This window comes from Bartonella sp. AA83SXKL, assembly GCF_042196965.1.
In the GTDB taxonomy this organism is placed as follows: Bacteria; Pseudomonadota; Alphaproteobacteria; order Rhizobiales; family Rhizobiaceae; genus Bartonella.
Genome location: NZ_JBHIRG010000142.1, coordinates 1 through 811 on the forward strand (window position 1 = coordinate 1; position 811 = coordinate 811).

Genomic DNA, 811 nt, shown 5'->3' on the forward strand with positions numbered 1-811 from the left:
ACGAAGAGAAAGGGCATCCTCTTCACCAACTTGAAAATCGAGCTTTTCAAGTTCTTGAACGCACGCACGAAGATAATCAGCCTCACGTAAAGCATTCTCTACTTTCAAACGCTGTTGCTGCAAACGCTTTTCAAATTCACGCCATATCCGATAACACTGACGCAAATTTTCTGTCTCATCCTCAAGTCCACCAAAAGCATCTAGTAATTGGCGATGCGTATCAACATCAACAAGTGCGCGATTATCATGCTGTCCGTGAATTTCAACCAACTGACGTCCAACATGACGCATCAATGCAACACTAGCTACCTGATCATTGATAAAAACACGACTACGACCATCACTTAATTGCACACGCCGTAAAATAATATCGCCTTCATCATCAAAACCATTCTCACGGATAAGCTGACGCACAGAATGCGAAACAGGCACATCAAAAACAGCTGTCACCTGCCCGCGGTCAACACCATGACGTACAAGAGAAGCATCACCCCGTCCCCCAAGAGCCAGTGACAAAGCATCAAGTAAAATAGACTTCCCCGCGCCCGTTTCTCCAGTTAAAACAGACAAACCCGCTCTAAAATGAATATCGAGCGTTTCGATCAAGACAATATTATGAATCGAAAGCTGTATCAACATAGAGAATCAACGTGCCTTACTTTTATCACCACCTAAAGCCTGTGAGATCCAAGAAGATTTATGCTCCCGTGGTGATATGCTATTCTTTTGCAAGAGATTATAAGAAAATCTATACCATTCACTTTTGGGATAATTACGTCCTAAAATAGCAGCAGCTGTCTGCGCTTCCAAA

The 811-nt window shown here is 43.0% G+C and carries 1 protein-coding gene and 1 pseudogene; both read right to left on the bottom strand.

Annotation, left to right across the window (positions count from 1 at the left end):
• The coding region (locus ACFINO_RS10190; RefSeq protein WP_375655708.1) for an AAA family ATPase at positions 1-639 on the bottom strand (639 nt) is incomplete at its 3' end.
• A 6-nt stretch (positions 640-645) separates the two neighbouring features.
• Positions 646-811: pseudogene (locus tag ACFINO_RS10195) on the bottom strand (outer membrane protein assembly factor BamD); the annotation flags it as partial.